The organism is Tessaracoccus oleiagri (assembly GCF_900103275.1).
Classification (GTDB): domain Bacteria; phylum Actinomycetota; class Actinomycetes; order Propionibacteriales; family Propionibacteriaceae; genus Arachnia; species Arachnia oleiagri.
Genome location: NZ_FNGP01000001.1, coordinates 824870 through 847584, shown reverse-complemented (window position 1 = coordinate 847584; position 22715 = coordinate 824870). Strand labels below are relative to the sequence as shown.

The window sequence follows — 22715 nt, the reverse complement described above, 5'->3', positions numbered from 1 at the left end:
TGTGCGGTAAGCAAAGGAGTCTCAATGGGTCGCATCGTCCAGAAGTACGGCGGCAGCTCGGTGGCTGACGCCGAGTCCATCAAGCGCGTCGCCCGCCGCGTCGCCCGCGCCCGCAGCGAGGGACACGACGTCATCATCGTCATCTCGGCGATGGGCGACACCACCGACGAGCTGATGGACCTCGCGCTCCAGGTCTCCCCGAAGCCGAAGTCGCGCGAGCTCGACATGCTGCTGACGACCGGCGAGCGCCAGTCCGCGGCGCTGCTCGCGATGGCACTGTCGGACATCGGCGTCGACGCGGCCAGCTACACCGGCTCGCAGGCGGGCGTCATCACCACCCCCACGCACGGCAACGCCCGCATCATCGACATCACCCCGGGCCGCGTCGAGAAGGCCCTCGAGGAAGGGAAGGTGGCGATCGTCGCCGGCTTCCAGGGCGTGGCGCAGACGACGAAGGACGTCACCACCCTCGGGCGCGGCGCCTCGGACACGACCGCGGTGGCCCTCGCGGCGGCGCTCGGTGCCGAGTACTGCGAGATCTACTCCGACGTCGACGGCGTCTACACCGCCGACCCGCGCATCGTGAAGAGCGCGCGACAGATCCACCGGATCAGCTACGAGGACATGATGGAGATGGCGGCCGCCGGGGCCAAGATCCTCCACCTGCGCTGCGTCGAGTACGCGCGCCGCGAGAACGTGCGGGTCCACGTGCGTTCCTCATTCACGGACAAGCCCGGCACGTGGGTCATCTCGCAGGAAGAACTGAAGGAAACGGACATGGAAGAAGCCATCATCACCGGTGTCGCGCACGATCGCGGCGAGGCGAAGATCACCGTCGTCGGCGTCCCGGACAAGGTGGGCAACGCGGCGACGATCTTCCGCGCCGTCGCCGAGGCCGACATCAACATCGACATGGTCGTGCAGAACATCTCCGACCTCTCCGTCGAGAAGACCGACATCTCGTTCACCCTGCCCTCCTCCGAGGGCCGCAAGGCCGTAGAGGCGATCGAGCGGGTCAAGGAGCAGGTCGGGTTCGAGAGCATCCGCTACGACGACCAGATCGGCAAGGTCTCCGTCGTCGGTGTCGGCATGCGCTCGCACCCGGGCGTGACCGCGACGTTCTTCACCGCGCTCGCCCAGGCCGGCGTCAACCTGCAGATGATCTCCACCTCGGAGATCCGCATCTCGGTGATCGTCGCCGACGGGGAGGTGGACGACGCCGTGCGCGCCGCCCACACCGCCTTCGGCCTCGACGCCGAGACCGATGCAACGGTGTACGCCGGTACCGGCCGCTGACGTGCCGAGGCCCCATGGGCGGCAGTAGTCTGCCGTCCATGGGACTCCTTCCGCGACGCGCGCTGCTCGCCGGCACCGCCGCTCTCGCCGCCACGGCCTGCACGCCGTCGGAGGACCCCACCGCCCCGTCGCTCTCCCCTTCCCCGTCCCCGACGCCCACCGCCGGGCCCTTCGGCCTGGCCGTGCCGTCCACGATCCGCGTCACGGTCCATGAGGGGCCGTTCGGCACGTCGATCATCGACGGGGCCGCGGCCCGGCTGCGCGAGAACTTCCCGGGCGTCGAGGTGCAGGTGGAGGCGGTGGTGAGCGTCGCCGACGAGGTGGGCCCCACCCTCTCCACCACGCCGCCGGACCTCGTCAACAACTCCGGCGACGGGCGGCTGGCCCTCGGCACGATCGCCGACGAGCTCACGCCCCTCGGCGAGCTGCTCGAGTCCCCGAACCTCGCCGGCACCCCCATCCGCGACACCCTCTACACCGGCGCGCTGTCTCCCGGCATCGTCGACGACCAGCAGCTGGCGATGCAGTACACCCTGATCGTGCACGGCCTCTGGTACTCGGAGACGCTGTTCAGCGGCCACGGCTGGAGCCCGCCGAACACCTGGGACGACCTCTACGAGCTGGGCGCGGCCGCCGCCGAGACCGGACGCACCCTGTTCGCCTGGGACCCGACGCAGGCCGGCGAGTACCTCGACCTCGTGATCGCCTCCGCCATCAAGGAGGACGGCCACGACCTCCGCCTCGAGCTCGACAATCTTGCTCCGGACGCCTGGCGCAATCCGGCCATCGAGCGCATCCTCGGGCAGCTCCGGCGCCTGGTGCAGTCCGACCAGCTCGCCGAGTACCCGGACGGCGCCAGGGAACGCTGGGCCTCCGGCGGGCCGCTGCTCTGCCCAGCCGGCGCGACGCTGCTGCGGCAGACGAAGCCGACGATGCGCCCCGACTTCATGCCGACGGTCGCACCGGTGCCGACCATCACGCGCGCGCCGAAGCTGCCGTTCGCGGCCATCCACTCCGAGGCGGATGAGAGCTTCTTCGTGCCGCGCAACGCCGACAACCCGCAGGGCGGGATGGAGCTGCTGCGCACGTTGCTGTCGCCGGAGATCGCGGCCGAGTTCTCGGAGCTGAACGAGCTCCCGACGGTGATCCGCGGCGCCACGCCGGAGTCGCCGGCGCTCGCGTCGCAGGTACGGCTCCTCGCCGATGCCGGCGAGAACACGTTCAAGTGGCTGTTCATCAAGTACTACGGGCTCGGCGAGCAGTCCACGGCCGCCATGGCGGAGTTCCTCCGCGGGGAGCTCGACCCCGGGGAGCTGATCGACCGGCTCCAGACCATGTGCGACGAGGTCCGCGAGGACCCGGACGTCGTGAAGTACGAGGCCGAGTAGCGGTCAGTCCCCCGGGTGGAGCCGCACCTGTGTCGCCTTCACGACCGCCACGACCTCCTCGCCCGGCGAGAGCTCCAGCTCGGCGACCGCCGCCGGCGTGAGCGAGGCCCGAAGCCGCTGCCCCACGTCGACGGTGACGCCGACGACCGGGCCGCGCGGCTCGATCGCTACCACCGACCCCCGCAGCGCGTTGCGGGGGCTGCCCTCGGGCCTCGACCGATGCAGGGAGATCGCGTCGGGCGCGACGGTGGCGCGGCCGTGGTGGCCGGGCACCAGGTCGTCGTTGTAGAGGCCGGTGAGTTCGACGACGCCGAGGTCTAGCCGGTTGCCCGCCACGACGGTGCCGCCCAGCAGATTGACGCCCACGAGGTCGGCGAGGAACTGCGTCGACGGGGAGGCGGAGACCCGCTCGACCGGCCCGTCCGCCACGACACCGCCGTCCTCGAGCGCCACGATCCGGTCGGCCAGCGTGACGACGTCCAGCAGTTCGTGGGTGACGAGGATCGTCGTGAGCCCGTGCAGCCGGTGGCGCAGCAGCCGCCGCAGCTCCGGGGTGACGGAGGCGTCGAGGGCGGCGAACGGCTCGTCGAGCAGCACCACGTCGGGATCGAACGCCAGCCCGCGGGCCAGTGAGACGCGCTGCGCCTGGCCGCCGGAGAGCTGGGCCGGGCGCCGGTGGACCAGGTCGCCGCAGCCCGTCGCCTCCAGCTCGGCCACCGCGCGCGCCCGCGCCGCCTGCCGCTTCACGCCGCGGGCGAGGGGGCCGAACATCACGTTCTCCAGCACGTCGAGGTGCGGGAACAGCAGCGGACGCTGCTCGACGTACGCCACCCGGCGCCGATGGGGCGGGAGGTACGTCGTCGGGGATGCCACCTCCCGTCCGCCCAGGGCGACGGAGCCCGACGTCGGCCTGAGGGATCCGGCGACGAGTTGCAGCAGCGTGGACTTCCCCGCCCCGTTGGGGCCCACGACCGCCACGCGCTCGCCCTCGGCGATGGTGAGGTCGACGTCGAAGCCGCGGCCCGCGATCGTCGCGGAGACGGTCAGCGCCTCAGCCACGATTCCTCCGGGTGACCCAGGTGGAGACGGCGACGATGCCGAGCGCGACCACGACCAGGACGAGCGAAAGGGCGAGGGCGAGGTCGGAGTCGGTCTCGCGCAGCAGGTAGATCTCGAGCGGCAGCGTGCGGGTGACGCCCTGCAGCGAGCCGGCGAACGTAAGCGTGGCGCCGAACTCCCCCAGTGCGCGGGCGAACGCCAGCGCGGTGCCCGAGACCACCGCCGGCAGGGCGATCGGCACCGTCACGCGGAAGAAGATGCGCGACGGGGACGCCCCCAGGTTGGCGGCGATCCGCTCGTACTGCGCCCCCGACGCCCGCAGCGCGCCCTCCAGCGAGGTGACGAGGAACGGCAGGGCGACGAACGCCTGCGCGATCACGACCGCGGCGGTCGTGAAGCCGACCTCGATGCCCCACGCCGACAGCGTCTCGCCGATCAGCCCCCGACGGCCGAACGTCACCAGCAGCGCGAGCCCGGCCACGACGGGCGGCAGCACCATCGGCACGGTGACCAGCGTCCGGACCGCGCCGACCCACCAGCCCTCGCTGCGCGCGAGTACCAGCGCGAGCGGCACCCCGAGCAGCAGCACCAGCGCCGTCGCGACGAGGCACGTCGCCAGGCTCAGCCCGAGCGCGTCGAGCGCCCGTTCCGACGAGAGCAGCGCAGCCAGGTCCGCCCAAGGCACCCTGGCGACCATTCCCAGCAGCGGCACCGCCAGCAGCGCCAGCCCGGCGGCGAATGGCAGCCAGGCCCAGCGCGGGAAACCGGTCATGCGCGGGGGCCGAAGCCGTGGCGCTCCAGCACCGGCCCGGAATTGCCGACCAGCCGGATGAACCCCGCGGCTCGCTCCGGGTCACCCCCGGCCACCGCTGCGATCCAGTACGTGTTGGGTTCCTCGGTCGCCTCGGGCATCTCGATCACGTGAACCTCGTCGCCCGCGCCGCGCGCGTCGGTGAAGTACACGAGCCCCGCGTCCGCCTCCCCCGCGATGACCTTGCCGAGCACGTCGGTGACCTTGGTCTCCTCGGACACGGGGTCGAGCTCGACGCCCGCGCGCTCGGCGAGACGGGCGGAGGCGTCGCCGCAGGGCACCTCGGGCGCGCAGACGACGAGCTTCGCTCCGTCGAGGGAGCCGTCGAGGCCGGTCACGCCGGCGGGGTTGTCGGGTGGGGTGACGAGCACGAGCCGGTTGGTGGCGAACATCGTCGGCTCCCCCTCGACGAGCCCGAGCTCGACGGCGCGATCCATGGTCCGCTGGTCGGCCGTCGCGAGGACGTCAGCGGGGGCGCCGCCGGCGAGCTGGTCGACGAGGCCGGACGAACCGTCGAACGAGAAGCTCACCTCGCGGTCCTCGGCGATCTCCTCGAACGGAATGGTGAGCGACGAGGCGGCGAACACCGTCGTCGGCTCCGCCCGGTCCTCGCTGCAGGCGGCCAGCGCGAGGGCGGCCAGCGCCGCCGCGAGGACCCTCCTCATCGTGCAGCCTCGATGGCGACGTTGGTGGACTTGATGACGGCGGTCGCCACGGAGCCGACCTCCAGTCCCAAGTCCTCCACCGCCTCGGTGGAGATGAGCGAGACGATCCGGTAGCGGCCGCACTGAAGCTCCACCTGGCTCATGACCTTGTCCGAGATGACGTTGGTGACCAGACCGGTGAGGTGGTTGCGCGCGGACCGGTGGCCGGCGCCCTCGTCGACGGCGTCCCGGTTCTTCTCGGCGGCCAGGTCCTGCGCCAGCCGGGCGAGGGAGGTGCCGTCGACGGCCTGCCGCCCCGCCTCGTCGCGCGTCACGTCGACCCGGCCCTGGTCGATCCAGCGGCGGAGGGTGTCGTCTGAGACGCCGAGCAACCCTGCCGCGGTGTTGATCCGTATCTGCGTCACGATCGGACACTACCATCCGCAGATGCGGGAGGCGCAGAAAGGTGACATGTCGGCCCGCGCGCGACGACGTCGTTGGCCCGCCAAGTTTCGGAAAACCTGCCGGATCCGGCAGGCGAACGGATTCTGGGCGGCGCCTTCGAGGGAGGCAGGCAAACTGCCCCGCCCGAGGACGCACAACGCTCGTAGACTGATCCCATGGCACACCATGCAGCAGTCATCACCTGTTCGGACCGCGCGTCCGAGGGCGTCTACGGCGACGAGTCGGGCCCGATCATCCAGGAGGGCCTGCGCGCCGCCGGCTTCGAGGTCGGCGACGTGGTGCTGGTCCGGGACGACATCGAGTCGATCCGGGAGGCCATCGAGTCGCTGGTGCACGCGGGCGTTCGCGTCGTGATCACGACGGGCGGCACCGGCATCGCGCCGCGTGACGTCACCGTCGAGGCGACACTGGGACTGCTCGACTTCGAGATGCCGGGCATCGCCGAGGAGGTGCGCCGCGTCGGGATGCAGAAGGTGCCGACGGCGCAGATGTCGCGTGCCGTGGCCGGGGTGATGACCCGCGAGGACAACCGCGCCTTCGTCGCCAACGCGCCCGGTTCCAAGGGCGGCGCCAAGGACACGATCACCGTGCTCGGCCCCATCCTGGGGCACATCGTCGCCCAGATGGACGGGGTCAAGAACCACTAGCCCTCCGCGCGACCGTGCTTGAATGACCTCTGGCCACGACGAAGGAGGAAGCGATGAGCGAGCACGAAGACCTCGATCCGACGCGCGAACCGGGCGACCCGTTCCCCGAGCCGGAGGTGGTGGCTCCCACCGCGACGGGGCAGCTGGCCTCCCTGCTCTCCGGGGAGGAGCACCTCGCGGCGAGCCTCGAGCAGCGTGAGGAGATCGTCCTTCAATCGATCGAGGGCGAGAAGAAGATCGACTGGTGGGTGGTCGGCATCGCCGGGATCGCCGTACTCGCGGTCGTGGTGTGGGGCCTGACGTTCCAGGACAGCTTCGCGCGCGTCGCCTCCAACGCGCTCGGCGCCGTCGTCGACAACTTCGGCTGGGCGTTCGTGCTGTTCGGCACCATCTTCGTCCTGTTCGTCATCGCCATCGCCGCGAGCCGGTTCGGCACGATCCGGTTGGGCGCGATCGACGAGCAGCCCGAGTTCCGCACGGTGTCGTGGGTGTCGATGATGTTCGCGGCCGGCATGGGCATCGGCCTGATGTTCTACGGCGCCGCCGAGCCGCTGACGTTCTACCGCGACGGCATCCCCGGGCACGCGCCCCGCGAGGTCGGCACCGCGATGGCGAGTGCGCTGTTCCACTGGACCCTGCACCCGTGGGCGGTCTACGCGATCGTCGGCCTGGCGATCGCGTACTCGACGTTCCGCATCGGCCGCAAACAGCTGCTGTCGGCCGCGTTCACGCCCCTGATCGGCACGCGGCTGGCGGAGGGCTGGCTCGGCAAGCTGATCGACATCCTCTCGATCTTCGCGACGATCTTCGGCACCGCCTGCTCGCTCGGCCTCGGGGCGCTGCAGATCGGCGCCGGCCTGAACGCCTCCGGACTGATCGAGGACCCGAGCGCCTGGGTGATCACCGGCATCGTGCTCGTGCTGACGCTGGCGTTCCTGCTCTCCGCCGTCTCGGGCGTCGGGCGCGGCATCCAGTACATCTCCAACGCCAACATGGTGCTCGCGGCCCTGCTCGCCATCTTCGTCTTCATTCTCGGGCCCACGGTGGCCATGCTGAACCTGCTGCCGTCGTCGATCGGCGCCTACCTGGCGCAGTTCTTCGAGATGGCCGGACGTACCGCGGTCAGCGCCGACGGGACCGCCGGCGACTGGCTCGCCTCCAACACGATCTTCTACTGGGCGTGGTGGATCTCCTGGAGCCCCTTCGTCGGCATGTTCCTGGCCCGCATCTCCCGCGGCCGCACCATCCGCGAGTTCGCGATCTACGTCATGCTCGTGCCGTCGGTGGTGTCGGTGGTCTGGTTCTCGATCTTCGGCGGAGCGGCCATCACCTTCGAGCAGGACGGCCGCTCCATCTGGGGCGACGGGTCGGCGGAATCCCAGCTCTTCAACCTCCTGCACGAGCTTCCCGGCGGCACGATCATGAGCTTCGTCGCCATGCTGCTGCTGGGCCTGTTCTTCATCACGTCGGCCGACTCCGCGTCGACGGTGATGGCCTCGATCGCCGAGAACGGGCGCTCCGACGCCAGCCCCTGGCTCGCGGCGGTGTGGGGCTCGCTGACGGCGGCGATCGGCCTGACGCTGCTGGTCTCCGGCGGGAACGACGCGCTGGGCAACCTGCAGAACGTGACGATCATCGCGGCCAGCCCCTTCCTGTTGATCATCGTCGCGCTCATGTTCGCGATCGTGAAGTCGCTCAGCAACGACGTCATCTACCTCGAGTACCGCGAGCAGCAGCGCTTCCAGCGGCAACTCGCGCGCGAGCGCCGGCTGCACCGTGAGCGGATGGAGCGCGAGTCGCAGCGGGCGAGGCTGCGCCCCCCGCGGCCGAAGCGCGGCTGAACCCCCGCCTCCCCGCCCGTGCCCGCGGGTTCGTCGCTACCGTGGGGCCATGCCTCCCCGACTGGTCCCGGACGACCCCATGTTCACGACCGAGTCGGAGCGCGTCGTGTGGGAGAGACTGCGCGACACGCTCCGCCCGGTGGACACGCTCATCGCGAACTACCGGCTCACCGACACCCGCAAGGACCACGAGGCGGACCTGGTCGTGGTGATGCCCGACGTGGGGGTGGTGGTCGTCGAGGTGAAGGGCGCCGGCATCGGCTACCGCGACGGCCAGTGGACGATGACGCGCGGCAACACCCGGCGTCCGATCGACCCCGTCGGGCAGGCGCGCGAGACCCGCTACGCGCTGCGCCACTTCCTCGAGTCCGACGCGCGGTGGGCGGGCAGCTCGCGCAGCCCCATCCGGTTCGCCCACGCGGTCGTCACCCCCTTCACCGTCCTCGACGCCGACTTCGACCTCCCCGACTGCCCGCGCTGGATGATCCATGACAAGCACGACCTCGACCGGCTCGCCGAACGGCTGGCCGACATCCCGCTCGGCTTCGAGACGCACCGCCGCCCGCCGGACGAGGACGACTGCGAGGTCATCGTCGACGTGCTGACCGCCCGCGGTACGCAGGCGGTGCCCGGGGTGGTCGACGAGGCCGACGAGCGGCAGCACCGGGCCGACCGCCTCACCCAGGAACAGGGCCTCGTCCTCGGCGTGACGCGGCTGCTGCGGCGGGTCGAGATCCGCGGCGGCGCGGGCAGCGGCAAGACGGTGCTGGCCCTGACCCAGGCGAAGCAGCTGACGCACGGCCGCTCCGACCAGCCCGCCGAGCGGGTGGCGCTGATGTGCTACTCGATCGGGCTGGCCAGCTACTTCCGCCGCGAGGTGGCGACGTGGCACTACCGCGACCGGCCGGCGTTCGTCGGCACCTACGAGGCGCTCGCCAACCTGTGGGGGATCCCCTCGGGATCCCGCGACGACCCCGAGTTCTGGGAGACCCGCCTGCCGCTGCTCATGGCCGAACGGGCTCGCGAACTGCCGCACGGGCAGCGGTTCGACTCCTTCGTCGTCGACGAGGCGCAGGACTTCGCCGAGTCGTGGTGGTCGCCGCTCATCGCCGCGCTCCGCGACGAGCAGGAGGGCGGCCTGTTCCTCTACTCCGACGAGAACCAGCGCCTCTTCAACCGGTTCGGCCGGCCCCCGGTGCCGCTCGTGCCGCTCGTCCTGGACCACAACCTGCGCAACACGCGGCAGATCGCCGAGGTGTTCCGGCCGCTCGCGCCGCTGCGGATGCGGTTGGAGGGCGGCGACGGGCCGCTCGTCACCCACGTCCACGCCCGGCACGAGGACGCGCTCGGGGTGGGCGACGACCAGGTGGAGGCGCTGCTGGACGAGGGCTGGCGGCCGGAGGACGTCGTGCTGCTCACCACCGGGGGACGGCACCCCGAGCACACCGCCCGGCAGGAGATGCTCGGCCAGGAGGCGTACTGGGACACGTTCTGGGACGACGAGCAGGTCTTCTACGGTCACGTGCTCGGCTTCAAGGGTCTGGAGCGCCGCGCGGTCGTGCTGTGCATCAACGAGGACGGCACCCGCGAACGCTTCCGGGAAAGGCTGTACGTGGGCCTCTCCCGCGCCACCGACCGGCTCGTCGTCGTCGGCGACCTCGACGCCATCGCCCACACCAGCCCCGAGGTGGCGAAGGAGCTTCAGCGCTCCCACTGACTCGCCGGCGACCTATAGTGCGGGAAAGGACCACGACGGTCCGCGGCTGGGAGGTTCGAGCATGGCCATCGTCATCCTGGGGGCCGGGTTGGCCGGCGGCACGGCCGCCACCGAGTTGCGCGGGAAGGGCTACGACGGCGACATCGTCCTCGTCGGCGCCGAACCGCACCCGCCCTACGAGCGGCCCCCGCTGTCGAAGGGCATGCTGCTGGACGAGCAGGAGTTCGACGACGCACTGGTCCACGACCGCGACTGGTACGGGGAGCACGACGTCGACCTGCGTTCCGGCGTGCGCGCCACCCGCATCGACCGCGAGCGCCGCGTGCTGCACGTCGAGTCCGCCGGAGGCGGCGACGAGATCGCCTACGAACAGCTGCTGCTCGCCACCGGCGCCACCCCGCGGCCGCTCGACCTCGGCGCGGACGTGGAGTCGCTCACCCTCCGCACCGTCGAGGACAGCAGGGCCCTGCGGGAACGGCTCGTCGACGGAGGGCGCGCGGTCGTCGTCGGGGGCGGCTGGATCGGCCTCGAGGTCGCGGCCGCGGCACGCCACCACGGCATGGAGGTGACGCTCATCTCGTCGACCGAACTGCCGCTGCTGCCCGTGCTCGGTGCCGAGGTGGCGCGGCTCTTCGCCGACCTGCACCGCGGCCACGGCGTCGACCTGCGGCTGGGCCGCAAGGCCCGGCCCGAGGACGTGCGCGGTGCGGACCTGGTCGTCGCCGCCGTGGGCGTCACCCCGAACACCGAACTCGCGGAGGCGGCGGGCGTCGACGTGAAGGACGGGGTGCTCGTCGACGCGACGCTGAGGACCTCCGACGAGCGCATCTGGGCCGTCGGCGACATCGCCTCCCACGACCATCCCGTGCTGGGACGCCGCATCCGCGTCGAGCACTGGGACAACGCCATCGAGCAGGCCAAGGTGGCCGCCCACAACCTCCTCGGCGCGGGCGAGGCCTACGAGCGGCAGCCGTACTTCTTCACCGACCAGTACGACCTCGGGATGGAGTACGTCGGCAGCGTCGGGCCCCGCGGCTACGACCGGGTCGACTTCGAGGGCTCCACCGACGTGCTGGCCGGCGACGCGTTCCGCGCGTTCTGGGTGGCCGACGGGCGCGTCGTTGCGGCCATGCACGCCAACGACTGGGACGCCTCCGACGCCATCCGCGAGAGCATCGGCACGCGGCGGTGAGCGATCAGACGGTGAGCGAGAGCGCGGCGATGGCCACGACGGGCACGGCCGCGAGCGCGGCGACGTAGTACCACTCGTACCTGCGCTGCTTCCTCGGCAGGTAGACCATTAGCGCGGTGATGGCCAGGCCGCCCAGCAGGCCGCCCAGGTGGCCCTGCCAGGAGACGTTGGGCACGAGGAACGTGAACGCCGCGTTGAGCCCCAGCCACACGAGGATGCCGCGGAGCTCGAGCTTGCGCCGCAGCGCGATGGCGAGGAAGGCCCCCATGAGGCCGAAGATGGCGCCCGACGCGCCCAGCGTAGTGAGGAACGGCGGGGTGAACGCCATGACGACCGCGCTGCCGGTGAGCGCGGAGAAGAAGTAGATGGCGAGGAACCTGCCCCGGCCGAGCACGGCCTCCACCTGGGGGCCGAGGATGAGCAGCGCCATCATGTTGAACATGATGTGCCAGATCTCGACGTGCACGAAGGCGCTGGTGATCACCTGCCACACCGCGCCCGACGAGACGCCCGCCTCCCAGGTGAGCCCCTCGGCCAAGCAGCCGGCCTGGTCGGTGAGGAGGATCCGGCCGTCGCCGACGACGCAGGCACCCTCCGGGGTGAGCGCGAGGAGGCCGATCAGCGGGCTGAGCCCCCGGCCGGTGGCCATGACCGCGAGCCACACGACCGCGTTGATCGCCACCAGCGCGATAGAGGTGCCCTGCCCGGGGCGGAACCGGCGCGCCTTCAGCTTCGGCTTCGGACTGGCCTTCACGCACTCGGGGCAGTGGAAGCCCACGGAGCCCTGCACCATGCAGTCCGGGCAGATCGGGCGGTCGCAGCGCTGGCAGTGGATGCGGGTCGCGCGATTCGGGTGGCGGTAACAGGCCTCGGTGTCCATCACGACAAGTATGCCGCCCGGCTCCCAATCGCGTCCGGGGCCCTGCTGCTCCCGCCTCCCCCTACGCTCGTTGGCATGAACGCAATCGCAGCACAGCACGCCGCGCTCTCCGCGCGGTTCGCGGAACTCGCCGCCGGCGTCACTGACTGGGACGCACCCACGCCGGTGAGGGAATGGACCGCGCGGGACGTCGTGAACCACCTCGTCACCTGGCTGCCGGGGATGATGAAGGGGTACGGCGTGGACCTGCCCGCCGTCGACACCACGGGGGACCCGAACCGCACCTGGGCAGCGCACGCCGCGAACGTCCAGGCGCTCGTCGACGATGAGGAGGAACTGGCCCGCCCGATCGAGACGGACCAGGGCGAGAAGACCGTGGGGCAGGCGATCGAGTCGTTCTACCTCCCCGACATCTTCATGCACCAGTACGACATCGCGAAGGCGTCGGGCCAGCCGGTGGGCTGGAACGAGGAGATCCTGGCGGGCATCGTCGAGGGGATGACGCCGCAGGCCGACTTCCTGCACGCGTCCGGCCAGTTCGGCACGCCGAAGGTGCTCGACGAGTCGCACTCCCTCGAGGACCGGCTCGCGGCGCTCATCGGGCGCGACCCGGAGTGGACGCCCCCCACCCGCTGATTCCGCCGGTGCGCTGCTAGGCTCCCCGGCCATGGGGAGCACATCCGACGAGGCCGCGCCGCGGTCCGGGCTCGCCGCGTGGGGCGTGGTCGTCGGCCTCGGCCTGCTCGCGGCGGCCGCCACCGTGCTGGGCAACCAGCTGATCGTGTCGAGGTTCGCGGACGCTGCGCGCCCCGACGACCTGCTGTTCGAACTCCTGCCCTACGTCGGGCCGGCGAAGTGGCTCACGGTCGTCGCGCTCGTGATCGGCTTCGGGCTGTTCGTCTTCGGGGTGCTTCGCCGCAATCTGTCCCGGACCCCCGCGGTGTTGGCCCCGTTCGCGCTGATGTACCTGCTCAGGGCGCTGATCATGGTGCTCACCCCGCTCGCGCCCGCCCAGGGGGAGGGCCCGTTCGTGTTCGAGGTGCAGCAGTACGGCATGTTCCCGTCGGGACACGTCGGCGTCGCGGTGCTGCTGGCCATGCTCACCCCCGCCGACCGGCGCTGGGAGCGGCGGACGCAGTGGGCGATGGTCGCGCTCATGGTCGCGGGCATGCTGCTGGCGCGCGGGCACTACTCCATCGACATCGTCGGCGGCATGCTGCTCAGCTACTTCGTCGTGCACGTGTGGCAGTCCGGGCGGTTGTTCGCCCCGATCGTCGCGGCTACCGGACGCTGAGTCGCGAGGCCCCTAGGCTGGGGCCAGCCGGGCCACGGGGGCCGGGCGGTGCGGAGGGACGCGGATGTTCTTCACCGGAGGCAGGCCGATCCGGAGCCGGCGGGACGGTCGGCTCGTCGAGGAACTGCCGGCGATGCGGCGGGTGGTGCCCCACCTGATGACGACCCGGCTCGAGGCGGCGCTGTACTACCCGCAACAGCTGGATCTCGAGGTCATGGCGCCGTGGCTGGAGCGCCTCAACGAGGGGCGTCCGCCCGAGGACCGGGTGAAGTTCTTCCACGTGTTCCTCACCGCGTTCGCGCGGCTCTACCGCCAGCGGCCGGAGCTCAACCGCTTCATCTCCGGGCGGCGCACCTACGAGCACCGCGACATCTCGTTCTCGTTCACCGTCAAGCGCGCCATGACCGATGAGGCGGACGAGGAGCAGGTGCAGATCTCGTTCACGGGAACCGAGACGCTGGACGAGGTGCGCACGCGGGTCAACGAGGCCCTGACCCGGGCCCGAAGGTTCGACAACAGCGACACCGACAAGCTGATCAACGCGTTCGTCCGGCTGCCCGGGCCGGTGCTCGCCGCCGTGGCGCGCATCGCCTGGACGCTGGACAGCCTCAACATGATGCCGAGGGTGCTGCAGGAGGCGATCCCCGTCTACGCGAGCGCCTACGTCGTCAACCTCGGCTCGCTGCAGGCCGACGCGCCGTTCCACCACCTCTACCTGCGCGGGACGGCGAGCGTGTTCGTCGCGCTCGGCACGATCCGGCCCGAAGCGGTCGTCGACGAGGACGGGACGATCACCGCGCGGCGGCAGGTGCGCGTCGTCTACACGATCGACGAGCGGGTCACCGACGGCTTCTACCTCGTCAGGTCGGCACAGCTGCTGCAGCGCATGTTCGACGAGCCCGACGCGCTGCTGCGGCCCGGCGACTGAGCCCGGTGCGGGGCCGCCGCCGACGGTCGCGGGTACGCTGCTGACCATGGGTCACTCGCACAGCCACGACGACGTCCACGTCGAGGTCGGGACGCTCGCCAAGCGGATCCTCTTCGGGTTCCTCGCCGTGCTGGCCGTGCTGACGCTGGCCGGGCTCATCTGGCTGTGGCCCACCCAGGCGGAGATCGCCGACGGGATCCACCACGTCGAGACGCCCGCCGGCATCGTCGACACGACCGGGACGATCACGGCCGTCGAGGAGTCCTGCGAGGGGCAGTTCGACCCGGACGTCGGCACCCTCCAGTGCCTGGTCTTCACCGTCGACATCGAGGGCGGCCCCGACGCCGGCCGACAGGCCGACGTGCAGGTCACCGGCCCGCCGACGCAGGCGGGGCTGCGCGTCGGCGACCAGATCGACATCACCCGGATCGAGACCCCCGACGGGCCGCTCTACTCCTACAAGAGCATCGACCGGACGCCGGTGTTCATCGCGCTGGGGCTGCTCTTCGTCGCGGCCGTGCTGGCGGTGGCGCGGTGGAAGGGGCTGTTCGCGCTCCTCGGCCTCGTGGTGGCCGGCGGCGTGCTGATCGGCTTCATCATCCCGGGCATCCTGCTCGGCAAGCCGGGGATCGCCGTCGCGCTCGTGGGGTCGACCGCGATCATGTTCGTGGTGCTGTATCTCGCCCACGGGATCTCGACGCGCACGTCGACGGCACTGGCGGGGACGATGCTCGGGCTGGCGGTCACCGCGGGGCTCGGAGCGCTCAGCGTGGAGGCCGCTCGGCTGACGGGGTTCGCCGACGAGACCGAGATGGACCTGCAGCAGCTGGCCGGCGGGATCAACTTCCAGGAACTCCTGATCGCGGCCATCATCATCGGCGGCCTGGGCGTGCTCAACGACACCACCATCACCCAGTCGTCCGCCGTGTTCGAGCTGCGCGCCGCGGCGCCGCACCTGACCCGTCGCGAGATCTTCGCCTCCGGCATGCGCATCGGGCGCGACCACATCGCGTCGACCATCTACACGATCGTGTTCGCCTACGCGGGCAGCGCACTGGTGGTGATCATGCTGGTCTACTTCACCACCGACGACGTGCTCGGCACCCTCAACCAGGAACTGTTCGCCTCGGAGATCGTCCGCACACTCGGCTCGTCGATCGGGCTCATCCTCAGCGTGCCGCTGACCACCGCGATCGCCGCCCTCACTGTGGGCCCGGCGAGGGTCGAGGGCGTGGCGCCGGCCCGCGCCGCGTTGCCCGGCGAGTAGACGCCCTCGCGCGCGCCGGGAGCGAGGCGCTATCGTGGTCGCAACCGTATTGTCATGACAAAAGGACGACCATGAACGACGAAGTTCGCCCCTTCCGCATCGCGCTGCTCGGCGTGGGGCGCATCGGGGTGATGCACGCCCGCTTGCTGGTGCAGCACCCGCTGGTGAAGGAGCTCGTGCTGGCCGACGTGTCGGCGGAGCGCGCCGCCCAGGCCGCCGCCGAGTTGGGCTGCGAGCACGCCCCCATCGAGCAGGTCCTCGACGCCGCCAACCCGCTCGGCCTCGAGGGCCTGGTGATCGCGACGAGCACCTCGACGCACGCCGACCTCCTGGTGCGGGCGGCCGAGATCGGGCTGCCGACGTACTGCGAGAAGCCGATCGCCATGACGCTCGACGACGCGGTGCGTGCGCAGCGAGCCCTCGAGGCGGCCGGGCTGCCGCACCACATCGGGTTCCACCGCCGCTTCGACACCGGCTACACCCGCGCGAAGGCGCTCGTGGAGTCGGGCGAACTCGGCGAGGTGCGCCGCATCCACGCGGTGACCGCCGACCCGTTCCCGCCGGCCGACGAGTTCGTGCCCACCTCCGGCGGGATCTTCGTCGACTGCAACGCCCACGACTTCGACATTCTCCGCTGGGTGCTGGGGCGGGAGATCGTGGAGGTCTACTCGACGGGCGCCGCGCGCGGCCGCGCGATCTTCGCCGAGTCCAACGACTTCTCCGACGCCGTCACGCTCGTCACGTTCGACGACGGGACGGTCGGCAGCGTGCAGGCCTCGCGCTACAACGGGCAGGGCTACGACGTCCGCCTCGACGTGATGGGCACGGACGGCGCCGCCAACGTGGGCCTCGACAACAAGGCGCCCCTGCGGTCCGTGGAGGACGGCGTCGCGTACCCGCCGGAGGACGCCTGGTTCGACTTCATCGAGCGGTTCCGGCCCTGCTACGAGCGGGAACTGGACCACTTCCTGCGCAACCCCATGATCGGCCAGCCCGGTGCGTGCACGGCCGCCGACGCCGTCCAGGCGCTGCGCATCGCGCTCGCCTGCAACCGGTCACGCGACGAGCACCGGCCGGTGCGGGTCGACGAGATCGCCTGACGCACCATCGCGGCGACGCGAAGAGGGCGCCTCCCGGCCGGGAGGCGCCCTCTTGGGTCTTCTTCGCGGATCAGGCCATCGCGAGGCGGCGGCGCTTCTCCTCGGAGGCGTTGCGGCGGACGTCGATCGCGACGGCGATGATGATGACCGCGCCGATGACCATGAACTGGACGTCGGACTGGGCGTTCATCAGCGTGAGGCCGTTGCGGATGACGGAGATCATCAGGGCGCCGATGAGTGTGCCCCAGATGGTGCCCTTGCCGCCGGTGAACGAGGCGCCACCGATGATGCAGGCCGCGATCGCGTCGGTCTCGTAGTTGCCCGACATGCCCGCGGACGGGTTGGCCACACCGGAGCGGCCGACGATGACGATGCCCGCCAGTGCGGCGCAGAAGCCCGCGGCGCTGTAGACGAAGATCAGGACGCGGTCGGTGTTGATGCCGGACAGGCGCGTCGCCTCGGGGTTGCCGCCGACGGCGTAGATGGAGCGGCCGAGCGCGGTGCGGTTGAGCAGGAAGTGGATGATCACGAACAGCACCAGCATGGCGATGAAGGAGACGGGGAAGCCGTTGAAGCCGCCGCCCTTGAGGAGGTCCGCGGAGCCGAGCGCGGTGACGCCCTCGGGGAAGCCGGAGACGGTGCGCGTGGCGAGGATGAACAGCGCCAGGCCGGCGAGCACGTACTTCATGCCCAGCGTCGAGACGAAGGGGTGCGGCAGCTGCAGTTTCGTGAGCAGGACGCCGTTGACGAAGCCGACGACGGTGCCGGTCACGAGCGCCATCAGCAGCAGGACGAACGGGTTGGTGATGCCGAAGGCCACCATGAGGAAGGCCATGGCCGCGGCGCTCAGGATCGCGTTCGTGCCCACCGACAGGTCGATGCCCGCGGTGATCAGCGTCAGCAGCATGCCGGCGGCCAGGAACCCGTTGACGGCGGTCTGCCGCAGCACGTTCATGGAGTTGTTCACCGTGGCGAACTCCGGCGTGATCAGGGTCATGACCACGATCAGGATCACCAGTGCCAGCAGCGGGGCGAGGGCCCTAAGGATGCCTGCGAATCGTTTGTTGTTCACTGTTCTTTCCGTTCTCCCCATGCGGCCTTCATGATGTCGTCCTCATTGAAGTCAGGCTCGTCACGGTTGATCTCCGCCATTACTTCTCCACCGCGCATGACAATCACGCGGTCGCTCATACCGAGCACCTCCGGCAACTCGGAGGAAACCATGATCACGCACTTACCCTGCGAGACCAGGTCGTTCATGATGTTGTAGACCTCGACCTTGGCGCCGACGTCGATGCCGCGGGTGGGCTCGTCGAAGATGAAGATGTTCGACGCCGAGTTCATCCACTTGCCGATGACCACCTTCTGCTGGTTGCCACCGCTGAGCTTGCCGACGAGGTTGCGCGCGTCGGGGGTCTTGATCCGCAGCGACTGGATGTTGCGGTCCGAGACCTCCTTCACCTTCGCGGGCTGCAGCCAGCCGCCGGGCGCCACGGTCTTGTACGACGACATGATCAGGTTGTCGGCGATGGACTGGTTCAGCACCAGGCCCTGGCCCTTGCGGTCCTCGGTGACGAAGGCGATGCCCTTGCTCACCGCGTCGCGCGGCGTGCGGACCTTCACCGGCTTGCCGTCGAGGTAGACGGTGCCCCTGTCGATCGGCAGGTCGCCGAAGATGGCGCGCATCGTCTCGGTGCGTCCGGCGCCGACCAGGCCCGCGAAGCCGAGGATCTCGCCGTAGCGTGCCTCGAAGCTGACGTTCTTGATGGTGCCCACCGAGGTGACGTTGTCGAACCGCAGGGCGACCTCGCCCGGCTGGCCCACGTGCTTCGGGAACTGCTTGTCGACGCTGCGGCCGACCATGGCGCGGATCAGCTTGTCGTTGTCCATCGTCTCGATGGGCTCGGTGAGGATGTGCTCACCGTCGCGCATCACCGTGACGCGGTCGCAGAGCTCGAAGAGCTCTTCCAGCTTGTGGGAGACGAAGAGGATTGCCACGCCCCGCTCGCGCAGGTCGCGGACGACGCGCATCAGCTGGTCGACCTCGCTCTCGCCGAGGCTCGAGGTGGGCTCGTCCATGATGATGAGCTTCGCGTCGCGGAGCAGCGCCTTCGCGATCTCGACCATCTGCAGCACGCCCATGCCGAACAGGCCGGCCTGCTTCGTGACGTCCACCTTGATGCCCATCGAATCGAGCACCTCGGTGGCCCTCGCGTGCATCGTCTTGTAGTCGAGGAGGCCGACGTTGTTCTTGATGGTCTGGTTCAGGAAGATGTTGTCGGTCAGCGACAACTGCTTGATGATGTTGAGTTCCTGGTAGACGCAGGCGATGCCGGCGTCCTGCGCGTCCTGCGGGTTGTGGAACTTCTGGCGCTCGCCCTGGACGTAGATCTCGCCCTCTTCCGGCTGGTACACGCCGGTGAGCACCTTGATGAGCGTCGACTTGCCCGCACCGTTCTCGCCGATGAGACCGTGGACCTCGCCGGGCTCGATCTGGATCCCCATCTCACGCATCGCGACGACGCCGGGGAACTTCTTCGTCACGCCCTTGAGCTCGACAATTGGGCCCATTTCTCCCTCTCCCTCGTGGGTGATGGTGAAGGGGTGCCACCGAAGTGCGGTGGCACCCCTTCGGATTGAACCTGAGTCAGGTGCGGGATCAGCCCTCGCCGAGCTGCTCGCGCAGGGTGGCGAGGTACTCCTCGGCGTTCTCCTGCGTGATGACGGTGGAGCCCGTGTCGATGAACTCCTCGACGGTCTCGCCCTTGGCGGCGGCGATGGCGGCCTCGACGGCCTTGTAGCCCATGCCGTAGGGGTCCTGGGCGACGGTGCCGGCGACGGTGCCGTCGATCACGTTCTGCACGCCGGCCTGGATGCCGTCGAAGCCGAAGATGACGAGGTCCTTGCCCGCGGCCTCGGCCGCGCGCGCCGCACCGGCGGCCATCTCGTCGTTGTTGGCGACGACGACCTTCAGGTCGGGGTTGCTGGTGAGGACGTTCTCCATGACGGACGACGCCTTGTCGGCGAGACCGTCGGCGTACTGCTTGACGGTCACCTCGACGCCGCCGGACTTGAGACCCTCGATGAAGCCGGCCTCGCGCTCGTCGCTCGTGGTGTTGCCCTGGACGCCGCCGATCCACGCGGCGGTGGCGCCCTCACCGGCGAGCTCGGCCGCGGCCTCGCCACCGGACTGGGCGGCGACCTTGTTGCCGGTGCCGATGTAAGACACCTTGGCGTCGTACGGGGCGTCGGTGTCGACGAAGAGGATCGGCTTCTCGGTGTCGCCGAGGACGGAGACGACGGAGTCCGGCTGGAGCGGAGCGATGACGAGCGCGTCGAGCGAGTTGTCGGCGAGCATGGTCTCGATCATGTTGTTCTGCTCGTCGTACGCGGTCTCGGAGGCCGCGCCCTGCAGCTGCACGTCGACGCCGAGCTCCTCGCTGGCGGCTTCGACGCCGGCGGCGACGTAGCTCCAGTACTCGCTCGACAGCGTCTTGAGGATGACGCCGACCTTGATGTCATCGTCGCCCCCGGCTGCGGAACCCCCGGTGTTCCCTGCCCCAGGCTCGCTCGCGCCCATGCTGCAGGCGGAGAGAGCGAGGCTCACGACGGAGACCGCTGCGATGAGAGTCTTCTTCATTGATTCCTCCATGGATCATCGTGCCCCTGTTCCGTCATCAACGACGGACAACTTCCAGAAGTCACTGGGTAAAACATAGGCGCGCTTTCGCGAAGTTGTCAAGACAAAGTCGACGACGCAGGGCTGACGCGCGGGGCGTAGAACTCGGGAATGGTGGCGGGGCGCACGTCCACCGTGCGTCCCGTACGCAGGGCCTCGACGCCCGCCTCGCAGGCGAGCGCCACCTGGAAGCCGTCCCAGGCGTTCGGGCCGTCGACGAGCCGGCCGTCGCGCACCGCGTTCACCCAGCGCTGCACCTCGGTGTCGAAGGCCTGCGCAAAGCGCGTGTCGTAGTAGGTGTGCTCGGCCTTGCGGAACGCACCCTCCTGCCACAGCTCCAGACCGGAGGGCTGGCCGATTCGGGCCACGCCCTTCTCGAAGACGGCCTCGGTCGTGACCTGGTAGCCGAACTGGGCACTGACGTTCATCTCCACGTCGACGAGGACGCCGTTGTCCAGTTCCATCAGCACGAGGATCGGCTCGTGGAGGTGCGGCAGCGAGAGGCTGTTGCGCCGTCCCTGCCGGACGGTGACCGAGCGCACCGGCGAGCCCGCCACCCAGCTGAGTACGTCGAACTCGTGGACCACGGAGTCGTCGATCAGGTTCTGTTGGACGTACTCGGGGTTGGTCGGGCGTGCGTTGCGGTGGGCGGCGTGGATCATCAGGAGCTCCCCCGCGTCGGCGGAGGCGACGAGCTCGCGCAGCCGCATGTACTCGGCGTCGAAGCGGCGCATGAACCCGACCTGGATGTGCGGACGGTCGAGCCGCTGCTCGGCTTCCAGCACCCGCTCGCCAGACGCGGAGTCGGGGGTGAGCGGCTTCTCGCAGAAGATGGGCAACCGCGCCTGGAGCGCCGGCAGCAGGGCCGCCTCATGGAAGCGTCCCGGGGAACAGATCATGACGGCGTCGACGCGCTCGGTTGCGATGAGCGCGTCGACGGCGGTGAGGACGTCGGCCCCGCCGGCGATGGCGGCGACCTCGCGTGCGCGCTCCTCGTTGGGGTCGACGACCGCGACCACCTTGGCGCCGCTCGTGCGCTCGGTGATCCTCCTCGCGTGGTCGGCGCCGATCGCGCCGGCACCCACGATGCCCACCCGCAGTTCCTGCATGCCCGTCTCCTCGTCGAGAGTGTTTTGTCCTAACATATAGCAGATCGAGTGCGAAGGAGCGCGTGTACATGAAGCTGGGATTCCTCACCGACGGGGTGGGCAGGAAGTCGTTCGACGAGGTGCTGGAGTTCGCCTCCGAGCTGGGCGTGGACGGCATCGAGCTGGCCACCGGGAACTGGTCCGAGGCCCCGCACCTGGAACTCGACGAGCTGCGCGGCAGCCCCGACGCGCGCAAGCGGCTGGTGCGGGCGATCGAGGACCGCGGACTGGAACTGCTGGCGCTCAACGCGAACGGCAACCAGCTCCACCCCATCGAGGGCGAGGAGCACGACCGCGTGGTGCGCCGGACGATCGAGGTGGCGGCGGACATGGGGGTGCCGACGGTGGTGCTGATGTCCGGGCTGCCGGGCGCGCGGGGCGATCGCTTCCCGAACTGGATCACGTCGTCCTGGCCGCCCGAGGCGGTCGAGATCCTGCGCTACCAGTAGGAGAAGGTCGCGCTGCCGTACTGGGAGGACCTGGCCGGGCTCGCCCGTCGCCTGGGGGTGCGGCTGGCCGTGGAGATGCACGGCCGACAACTCGTCCACAACCCCGCCTCGTTCCACCGCCTGCAGGACGCCGTCGGCGACGACGTGGTGGGCGCCAACCTGGACCCGTCGCACCTCATGTGGCAGGGCTGCGACATCCTCGCCGTGGTCGAGGACCTCGGCTCGTCGATCGCCCACGTCCACGCCAAGGACGTCCGGATCGAGCCGCGTCGCAACGCGGTCAACGGCCTGCTCGACCCCTTGACGCCGGCGGAGGCGCGGGAGCGGTCGTGGAACTACGTGACCCTGGGCCAGGGCCACGCGGGCGGCGCAACGTTCTGGCGGGACTTCGTCTACGCCCTTCGGTCGGTGGGCTACGAGGGACCGCTCAGCATCGAGCACGAGGACATGATCGTGAGCGGCGAGGAAGGCATCCGCCGCGCCGTCGACATCCTGGGGCCGGCCATCTTCCGGCAGGCTCCCGACTGGGTGCCCGCCGAAGTCTGACCGATCGGCCCGCGACCTCGCGCTTGAGATCCTGATTTCCGTGGTCCAGGCCACGGTGATCAGGATCCTTATTGCTCTAGGCCGTCTCCCAGCCCTCGAGGTCGACCGCCAGGCGCACGGCGTCGCGGATCCTCGGGCCGTGGTCGGTCCAGGTGTGGGGCTCCGCCAGCCAAGTGGTGACGCCGCCGCTGTCGACGGTGATCGCCTCCAGCACGCCGTACTCCATCAGCGGGCCGAGCGTGCCCGGCGCCTTCACGACCGTCCCCTTCGGGAGGTGCCCGACCGCGGTGAGCCAGAGCACGGCGCGCTCCTCGCCGGGAACCTGCATGGGGGTGATTTCACGCTTCGGCATGGCACCACTCTC

Annotated in this window: 21 protein-coding genes and 1 pseudogene; 12 read left to right on the top strand and 10 right to left on the bottom strand. The window is 70.2% G+C overall.

Annotated elements, in window-relative coordinates; all coding sequences use genetic code 11:
* Positions 1-24: 24 nt before the first annotated feature.
* Positions 25-1296 (top strand): aspartate kinase, encoded by a 1272-nt coding sequence (locus tag BLR46_RS03875; RefSeq protein ID WP_093249035.1) that lies wholly within the window; start codon positions 25-27, stop codon positions 1294-1296.
* 38 nt (positions 1297-1334) lie between these two features.
* Positions 1335-2684, top strand: a complete 1350-nt coding sequence (locus tag BLR46_RS03870) for an extracellular solute-binding protein (RefSeq protein ID WP_143008203.1) — start codon at positions 1335-1337, stop codon at positions 2682-2684.
* Positions 2685-2687: 3 nt separating this feature from the next.
* Here the strand turns inward: BLR46_RS03870 and BLR46_RS03865 are convergent, their stop codons facing one another.
* Genes BLR46_RS03865 through BLR46_RS03850 form a run of 4 tightly spaced genes read right to left on the bottom strand, consistent with a single transcriptional unit; the run spans position 2688 to position 5623 of the window.
* A complete protein-coding gene (locus BLR46_RS03865; RefSeq protein WP_093249032.1) occupies positions 2688-3743 on the bottom strand; it encodes an ABC transporter ATP-binding protein in 1056 nt (351 codons plus the stop codon).
* On the bottom strand, positions 3736-4515 hold the full coding sequence (locus BLR46_RS03860) for an ABC transporter permease (protein WP_093249030.1): 780 nt from the start codon (positions 4513-4515) through the stop codon (positions 3736-3738). The genes BLR46_RS03865 and BLR46_RS03860 overlap by 8 nt, the downstream gene beginning before the upstream one ends.
* The gene (gene modA / locus BLR46_RS03855) at positions 4512-5219 is read right to left on the bottom strand and encodes a molybdate ABC transporter substrate-binding protein (RefSeq protein WP_093249029.1); all 708 of its coding nucleotides are present in this window, start codon (positions 5217-5219) and stop codon (positions 4512-4514) included. The genes BLR46_RS03860 and modA overlap by 4 nt, the downstream gene beginning before the upstream one ends.
* A complete protein-coding gene (locus BLR46_RS03850) occupies positions 5216-5623 on the bottom strand; it encodes a TOBE domain-containing protein (RefSeq protein ID WP_093249027.1) in 408 nt (135 codons plus the stop codon). Before BLR46_RS03850 ends, modA begins: the two co-directional genes overlap by 4 nt.
* A gap of 195 nt (positions 5624-5818) precedes the next feature.
* On the opposite strand from BLR46_RS03850, the gene BLR46_RS03845 reads away from it, so the two are divergent.
* From BLR46_RS03845 to BLR46_RS03830, 4 genes are all read left to right on the top strand, one after another.
* On the top strand, positions 5819-6310 hold the full coding sequence (locus BLR46_RS03845; protein WP_093249026.1) for a MogA/MoaB family molybdenum cofactor biosynthesis protein: 492 nt from the start codon (positions 5819-5821) through the stop codon (positions 6308-6310).
* A gap of 53 nt (positions 6311-6363) precedes the next feature.
* Positions 6364-8151, top strand: coding sequence for a BCCT family transporter (locus BLR46_RS03840; protein WP_093249024.1), 1788 nt, complete (start codon positions 6364-6366; stop codon positions 8149-8151).
* A gap of 49 nt (positions 8152-8200) precedes the next feature.
* Complete coding sequence (locus tag BLR46_RS03835) at positions 8201-9868, top strand: NERD domain-containing protein (protein ID WP_093249023.1); 1668 nt, start codon at positions 8201-8203, stop codon at positions 9866-9868.
* A gap of 61 nt (positions 9869-9929) precedes the next feature.
* Entirely contained in the window at positions 9930-11060 is a 1131-nt protein-coding gene (locus tag BLR46_RS03830; protein WP_093249021.1) for an NAD(P)/FAD-dependent oxidoreductase, read from the top strand.
* Between the two features lie 4 nt (positions 11061-11064).
* Here the strand turns inward: BLR46_RS03830 and BLR46_RS03825 are convergent, their stop codons facing one another.
* The gene (locus BLR46_RS03825) at positions 11065-11940 is read right to left on the bottom strand and encodes a rhomboid family intramembrane serine protease (RefSeq protein WP_245701473.1); all 876 of its coding nucleotides are present in this window, start codon (positions 11938-11940) and stop codon (positions 11065-11067) included.
* Between the two features lie 75 nt (positions 11941-12015).
* Here BLR46_RS03825 and BLR46_RS03820 point away from each other — a divergent pair, with 75 nt between their 5' ends.
* From BLR46_RS03820 to BLR46_RS03800, 5 genes are all read left to right on the top strand, one after another.
* Positions 12016-12576 (top strand): maleylpyruvate isomerase N-terminal domain-containing protein, encoded by a 561-nt coding sequence (locus BLR46_RS03820; RefSeq protein ID WP_093249019.1) that lies wholly within the window; start codon positions 12016-12018, stop codon positions 12574-12576.
* Between the two features lie 31 nt (positions 12577-12607).
* The gene (locus BLR46_RS03815) at positions 12608-13234 is read left to right on the top strand and encodes a phosphatase PAP2-related protein (protein WP_093249018.1); all 627 of its coding nucleotides are present in this window, start codon (positions 12608-12610) and stop codon (positions 13232-13234) included.
* 64 nt (positions 13235-13298) lie between these two features.
* Positions 13299-14162 carry a 2-oxo acid dehydrogenase subunit E2 gene (locus BLR46_RS03810; RefSeq protein ID WP_093249016.1) on the top strand — a complete coding sequence of 288 codons (864 nt, stop codon included), beginning with the start codon at positions 13299-13301 and terminating at the stop codon, positions 14160-14162.
* A gap of 46 nt (positions 14163-14208) precedes the next feature.
* A complete protein-coding gene (locus tag BLR46_RS03805) occupies positions 14209-15429 on the top strand; it encodes a YibE/F family protein (protein WP_093249015.1) in 1221 nt (406 codons plus the stop codon).
* Positions 15430-15500: 71 nt separating this feature from the next.
* Positions 15501-16529: a Gfo/Idh/MocA family protein gene (locus BLR46_RS03800; RefSeq protein WP_093249013.1), complete on the top strand. Its 1029-nt coding sequence runs from the start codon at positions 15501-15503 to the stop codon at positions 16527-16529.
* Between the two features lie 70 nt (positions 16530-16599).
* Here the strand turns inward: BLR46_RS03800 and BLR46_RS03795 are convergent, their stop codons facing one another.
* The 4 genes from BLR46_RS03795 to BLR46_RS03780 form a co-directional block, all read right to left on the bottom strand.
* Positions 16600-17601 (bottom strand): ABC transporter permease, encoded by a 1002-nt coding sequence (locus BLR46_RS03795; RefSeq protein ID WP_218118307.1) that lies wholly within the window; start codon positions 17599-17601, stop codon positions 16600-16602.
* A complete protein-coding gene (locus BLR46_RS03790; protein ID WP_093249010.1) occupies positions 17598-19100 on the bottom strand; it encodes a sugar ABC transporter ATP-binding protein in 1503 nt (500 codons plus the stop codon). Before BLR46_RS03790 ends, BLR46_RS03795 begins: the two co-directional genes overlap by 4 nt.
* A gap of 88 nt (positions 19101-19188) precedes the next feature.
* Positions 19189-20169 carry a sugar ABC transporter substrate-binding protein gene (locus BLR46_RS03785; RefSeq protein ID WP_176761645.1) on the bottom strand — a complete coding sequence of 327 codons (981 nt, stop codon included), beginning with the start codon at positions 20167-20169 and terminating at the stop codon, positions 19189-19191.
* Between the two features lie 98 nt (positions 20170-20267).
* Positions 20268-21317, bottom strand: coding sequence for a Gfo/Idh/MocA family oxidoreductase (locus BLR46_RS03780; RefSeq protein WP_093249006.1), 1050 nt, complete (start codon positions 21315-21317; stop codon positions 20268-20270).
* A gap of 68 nt (positions 21318-21385) precedes the next feature.
* On the opposite strand from BLR46_RS03780, the pseudogene BLR46_RS15400 reads away from it, so the two are divergent.
* A pseudogene (locus tag BLR46_RS15400) lies at positions 21386-22351 on the top strand (sugar phosphate isomerase/epimerase family protein).
* A gap of 76 nt (positions 22352-22427) precedes the next feature.
* Here BLR46_RS15400 and BLR46_RS03770 read toward each other — a convergent pair.
* Positions 22428-22703 carry a hypothetical protein gene (locus BLR46_RS03770; protein ID WP_143008202.1) on the bottom strand — a complete coding sequence of 92 codons (276 nt, stop codon included), beginning with the start codon at positions 22701-22703 and terminating at the stop codon, positions 22428-22430.
* Positions 22704-22715: the final 12 nt, after the last annotated feature.